The sequence below is a fragment of the Pseudomonas sp. SG-MS2 genome (genome assembly GCF_009933855.1).
In the GTDB taxonomy this organism is placed as follows: domain Bacteria; phylum Pseudomonadota; class Gammaproteobacteria; order Pseudomonadales; family Pseudomonadaceae; genus Aquipseudomonas; species Aquipseudomonas putida_E.
Map to the genome: position 1 here is coordinate 1 of NZ_MOMO01000002.1, position 4,934 is coordinate 4,934.

The following is a 4,934-nucleotide window of genomic DNA, read 5'->3' on the forward strand; positions in this document are numbered from 1 at the left end:
GGTAACCGCCAGCCTCGCCACACTGCGTCGAAATTGTGTGGGCAGGGCCGTGGATGAACCGGTACCGACGATGACCGCCGGCGCTGAGCACCACGCCCTACTCGAGTACAAGCTATCGCCAGAGCATGAGGAAGGCGCACTGCGCGTCGCGGCATTCCTGATCAGCTACTACGGCACGGAGAACATCAGCGCCTGCGACTCGCCAGCGCCGACCGTGACCACCAAGGACCGCCTGGGCCTGGTCACCGTGTTCGTGAAGGGAACGCCCTATGTGATCGTCGACATCTGCCTGCGCATGCTCCAGCCACATGAGCTCTACCGCGCCCAGGGCTTCCCAGCCAGCTACATCATCGACAAGGGCGCCGACGGCAAGCCGTTCACCAAGACGGAGCAGGTGCACATGTGCGGCAATAGCGTCAGCCCGCCGCCGATGGCTGCTCTTGCGAAAGCGAATGACCCGTGGCGATGCCGTAATACGACGTCAGCTGCCGCATAGTTTAGCAACAAGATAAATATTATTTACTTCCCGACACTTTCCTTAGCCAACCTCCCTCTAGGAGTAATTCCGCCAAGCACTAAACTTTTCATTGCGTTATGAGAAGCAGCCTCAGCTTCCCGAGATGTCATAACCAGCACATTAGACCCCATATAATTGAAAGTCTCTGAAAAATCTCCCTTGTCGTCCCCACCAACATACAAATGAAATTTGATACCTAAAATTTCAAACATGTAGGCGTGCCTACCAAACATTTTTCGGGATACGGGCGTAGTCATGACACCGTTAATTGAACGATGGACGTTAATCGTCACAATAAGCTTGACACGCCTCATTTCGCCATGACTCAACAGTAAGTCACGAAAAATTTTCTCGTACGGGCCCAGGTCAACTTTTGTTAGCTTGGCATTACTGCGCGACCAAACATGAGCCCGCCAAATCATACTCACCGCAAAATAATAGAGGCCTCGCAAAACACCATCAGGAAAGGAAGCGCTATGAAATAGTTCGGCGCTTCTGTCGGTGCTTTCCAGTTTGGCCTCCTTTATTAGTTCTAAAAATGGAAAGCCCTTACGAGTAGACCAAAGCCTGGCAACGACACTTTCTCCATGCTTTGAAAATAATTGCTCACAGGAGGAACACAGCAACTTCATTGTAACTTGGTTATCGGAATAAAAAGCATCCCCATCCCCAGCACTAACATGAATCGGTGAGTCCTCGGTTTCTCCTTTAGTTCTGACATGCTTATATGCTGACTTTGGAAAAAAATGGCTTTCCATAAGCACTTCTATTCGAAGGCACAATGCACAGCCCGTAGAATTCCTTTGATTTTTCAACTCACTATCAATCATTCACTTTACCCACTGAACAAATTCGCACTGCCAGGCCGTTCAAAGCTTCATTCCGTCATCTGATCCTAAAAAATGTAATCAATCAACTCCCCCTCTATTCACTGCCGCGATATGGCGGCCAAGGAATCGTCATGCCTGAAGAAATCAAACTGATCCAGCGGGCGTCGGTCGTGCGCGACGAAAACGGGATGTTCCAGCATCCGGACCTTCCCGACTTCGACGAGGGTGATGGCGACAAGTGCAAGGCCTGGATTGCCCAGCAGGGGCTGCAGGTTTGCATGGTCAGCCTGGAATACGCCGATGAGGCGATTGCCAACCGCTACTTCGAAAGCCATGACCCAGATTGCAGCTATTGGAAGCCGGAACGGCCTACCGGCGGCGACTGGTTCTGCCTGGCCATCCACGACACTGACGACGGTCCCGTGTGCTGGTGGGCGCGCCGAGAGGTGAAACCATGACCGACCTGATCGAAGTGAGGGTATCCAACCTGATCGGCGCGCCGCTGGACTGGGCAGTGGCCATGGCTGAAGGGTTCACCATCGATCCGGAATGCCGAACAACTGTGTGGCACCCTGATGGATTGCCTTGCAGCATCAGCATCCGCGGCGCTGAAGATGGCTTCGGTTGGCGGCCCTCCACCAACTGGGCACAGGGCGGCCAACTGATCGACAGGCATAGCGGCACCACACAGCACATCCCAGGGCTTCCAGAAGACCTGCGCTACGCAGGTGGCCCGGCCGGCGCCGGGATTTGGTGCTACGGCCCCACGGCGCTCATCGCGTTCTGCCGGGGGCTCGTTAACCACAAGCTCGGCGATACCGTCCAGGTGCCGAATGAGCTGCTGTCATGCCCAAACTGATCAAAGTGCACACCTGCGACCTAGCTGGCAAGGCGTTGCTCTGGGCTGTCGAACTGGTCGACGGGCCAATCCCGCCGGCGGCCGGCCAACTGCTACTGCCACTCAGCGGCCAGGCCATCGACGACGCGACCGGCGAGTATCTCATCGAAAAGCACAGCATCTGGATTGACCGCGGCTACAGCTGGCCCTGGCTGGCCTGCGTGTCAGGTCACCCGCTGGACCGCCAGCCCGGTGATACGCGGGCCGAAGCTGCAGCCCGGGCGATCGTGCACCACGCCCGCGGCGAAACCATCAAAGTACCGAGGGAGCTATGCCAATGATCCTGCCCCTGATGTACATGGCCTATCTGATTTACAGGGGGCCGCGATGAGCTGCATCCGCATCGAGCACGGTTTTGTCTGCCGCTCGCCGTTCTACCGCCTGCCTCTGGCCGACGGCACCAGGGTGTTCATGAGCTGGCACAACTACCTCGGGCCCACCTTCTTTCGCGACCGCAATGAGCAACGCGAGATCGAGGACTGGTACGAAAACCCGCTCATCTGTAACGCCCTCGACTGGTTCATCAAGCGCGGCCACCGGGCCTAACCCACCCTATACAACGCAAGCCCGCCGACATGCGCGGGCATGGGGAGCTATTGCCATGACGAAACACAAACACACGCCCGGCCCATGGGAAGTCCTGAACGAAACCGAGGTTTTCACCGGTCTCGGCGCTGACAGCGGCGATGGCGTGAAAGCACTCCCCTCTGACGGCTGGATGATCGCTGACTGCGGCGACTGCGTGACCTTCACCGAGATCGGCCCTGCGGAACTCAGCCGGGACCTGCGCCGGGCCAACGCAAAGCTGATCGCCGCGGCGCCCCTGCTTCTGGCCGACCTGACCGCAGCCGCCGCCCAGTTGCGCAAGTACGAAACCCTGCACAGGGCCAAGGGCACTGCTGACAGCCTGGCCAAAGCCGAGGTCAACGCTGAGTTGGCGTCACGGTTCGAACAGACCATCGCACAGGCCACGACCTGACAACCAACCTGCCGCCACCGGCGGCGTGGAGATCACCCATGACCACCCCATTCAAGGCCTACACCCTGGGCGAGGACTTCGCCGTCAGGGAGGTCACCATCGTGCGCAGCGGGCTTTTCTGCCTGGACAGCAAAGGCGTGAAGCATCCGAAGCCGAAGCTTTTCACCAGCGCCAAGGCTGCGCAGGAAAAAGCCAGGAAGTGGCTGGCTGACCGAGAGGCACAGCTTTCCAAAGAAAACGCGCTGCACGAGCAGCGGAAGAAGATCGTCGAATCCTACTGATCACCGCCGGGTACGGCAGGAGCCTTATATGGAACCAGAAATCATCCACATCCCCGAGCTGGCCAAACTGCTTGGCCGGTCCGAATCGGCTATCCGCAGTGCCAGGCAGGCCGGCGCCAGCTGGCTTCCACCCTTCTTCAAGCAAGGCAGCCGGATCTGCTGGCGTGTCACCACGGTGCGAAAGTTTTTGCAGGAATGCGAAAGCGGGCTGCACGCGCCGGCGCGCCCCGGGCGAAAGCGCCAGACGCCGCCGACGCTGGCCAGCGTACGCTAACCCAGCTTGTCTGCCAGCGTATCGGGGCACAGGTGGGTATAGCGCTTGAGCATGCTCAGCGACTTGTGCCCCGTGATGGCACTCACCTCCATCATGGACAACCCCTTTTCGAACAACCTGGACGTGCCCTCATGTCGCAGGTCATGGAAGTGCAGGTCGCCGACATTGGCTGCCTTGCATGCTCGCGTGAAGTACTGGCTGACCGAATGCGGCGCCAGCGAGAACACCTTGCCGTCCATACGCGCCGGCAAAGACTCGAGCAGCTGCCGCGCACGCATCGATAGTGGAACGAGGCGCCGAGTACCGTTCTTGGTGTCTTCCAGGATCGCGTGCTTCGGCTTGACGTTCTCCCGCCGGAGAGTAAGCAGCTCGCTGCGGCGCATCGCCGTTTCAACCGCGATACCGATGATGGCCGGCATTTCGGCGTGAATATCGCCTGCTGCCTTGATCACATCCTTCAGCTCTTGCGCACTGGGCCGCCGATCGCGTGAATTCGCGCCCTTCGGCATCCTAAGCTTCGCCACCGGGTTGCTCAGTCCCTCAATACCCCAGTCCTTGATGGCCACCGTATAAAGGTGGCTGATCACCGCCAGGTCCAGCTTGACCGTTGCGGTGGACTTCCCTTCCTTGAGTTCATCATCCCTATATGCAGCCATATCGCTTGACCGGATCGCGGCCAGGCCCTTGTTCGCCAGCTTATGAAGCTTCCACCTGTTGATGCGGGTCTGCTCCTGCTTGGCGCCCTTCTTCATCGAAGTCACCTCGCGGGAGTAGCGGTCGAGCGCTTCCTTCAGCGTGGTGCTCTCCGCCTCTCGCATGTCGACGAACCGCGCACGCGACATGTCGCCCTCGATCTCGGCCGCCCAGCGCTGGGCCTCGGCCTTGGTGTCGAAGGTCGCGGAGATAGTGGGATATCCTTTTCGGCGGATCTTGGTCCGCCATGCCCCGTTGGGGCGCTGCTCGATAGTGGCCATGTAACGGATTCTGCCGGGGACACCTGGGACATGCAATTTCTTCCAGTGTCCCAGGATTGTCCCAAATCGCGGGGCCAACAAAATCCGCAGGCATTAAAAAAGCCCCGCAACCTCAATGGCTGCGGGGCTTTCGAATGTGGAGGCCGAGGTCGGAATCGAACCGGCGTAGACGGATTTGCAA

Annotated in this window: 10 protein-coding genes; 8 read left to right on the forward strand and 2 right to left on the reverse strand. The window is 58.6% G+C overall.

Translation table 11 applies throughout. The features are described from left to right. Nucleotides 1-496 (forward strand): DNA cytosine methyltransferase (locus tag BLX42_RS00095; RefSeq protein WP_178110712.1); only part of this gene is annotated, 496 nt, incomplete at its 5' end. Between the two features lie 23 nt (nucleotides 497-519). Here BLX42_RS00095 and BLX42_RS00100 read toward each other — a convergent pair. After that, nucleotides 520-1,347, reverse strand: coding sequence for a hypothetical protein (locus BLX42_RS00100; protein WP_161870884.1), 828 nt, complete (start codon nucleotides 1,345-1,347; stop codon nucleotides 520-522). Nucleotides 1,348-1,478: 131 nt separating this feature from the next. On the opposite strand from BLX42_RS00100, the gene BLX42_RS00105 reads away from it, so the two are divergent. The 7 genes from BLX42_RS00105 to BLX42_RS00135 are packed head-to-tail and all read left to right on the forward strand — an operon-like array spanning nucleotide 1,479 to nucleotide 3,779. Then, nucleotides 1,479-1,805 carry a hypothetical protein gene (locus tag BLX42_RS00105; protein ID WP_161870885.1) on the forward strand — a complete coding sequence of 109 codons (327 nt, stop codon included), beginning with the start codon at nucleotides 1,479-1,481 and terminating at the stop codon, nucleotides 1,803-1,805. Continuing rightward, on the forward strand, nucleotides 1,802-2,206 hold the full coding sequence (locus tag BLX42_RS00110) for a phage protein NinX family protein (RefSeq protein WP_161870886.1): 405 nt from the start codon (nucleotides 1,802-1,804) through the stop codon (nucleotides 2,204-2,206). Before BLX42_RS00105 ends, BLX42_RS00110 begins: the two co-directional genes overlap by 4 nt. Further along, a complete protein-coding gene (locus BLX42_RS00115; RefSeq protein WP_161870887.1) occupies nucleotides 2,194-2,526 on the forward strand; it encodes a hypothetical protein in 333 nt (110 codons plus the stop codon). Before BLX42_RS00110 ends, BLX42_RS00115 begins: the two co-directional genes overlap by 13 nt. 46 nt (nucleotides 2,527-2,572) lie before the next feature. Continuing rightward, the gene (locus BLX42_RS00120) at nucleotides 2,573-2,791 is read left to right on the forward strand and encodes a hypothetical protein (protein ID WP_161870888.1); all 219 of its coding nucleotides are present in this window, start codon (nucleotides 2,573-2,575) and stop codon (nucleotides 2,789-2,791) included. Nucleotides 2,792-2,846: 55 nt separating this feature from the next. Continuing rightward, nucleotides 2,847-3,224, forward strand: a complete 378-nt coding sequence (locus tag BLX42_RS00125) for a hypothetical protein (RefSeq protein ID WP_125922939.1) — start codon at nucleotides 2,847-2,849, stop codon at nucleotides 3,222-3,224. A gap of 38 nt (nucleotides 3,225-3,262) precedes the next feature. Next, entirely contained in the window at nucleotides 3,263-3,505 is a 243-nt protein-coding gene (locus BLX42_RS00130; protein WP_161870889.1) for a hypothetical protein, read from the forward strand. Nucleotides 3,506-3,533: 28 nt separating this feature from the next. Beyond that, nucleotides 3,534-3,779, forward strand: a complete 246-nt coding sequence (locus BLX42_RS00135) for an AlpA family transcriptional regulator (RefSeq protein ID WP_161870890.1) — start codon at nucleotides 3,534-3,536, stop codon at nucleotides 3,777-3,779. Here BLX42_RS00135 and BLX42_RS00140 read toward each other — a convergent pair. Continuing rightward, nucleotides 3,776-4,753 carry a site-specific integrase gene (locus BLX42_RS00140; protein WP_161870891.1) on the reverse strand — a complete coding sequence of 326 codons (978 nt, stop codon included), beginning with the start codon at nucleotides 4,751-4,753 and terminating at the stop codon, nucleotides 3,776-3,778. The two genes, BLX42_RS00135 and BLX42_RS00140, sit on opposite strands and share 4 nt — an antisense overlap. Nucleotides 4,754-4,934: the final 181 nt, after the last annotated feature.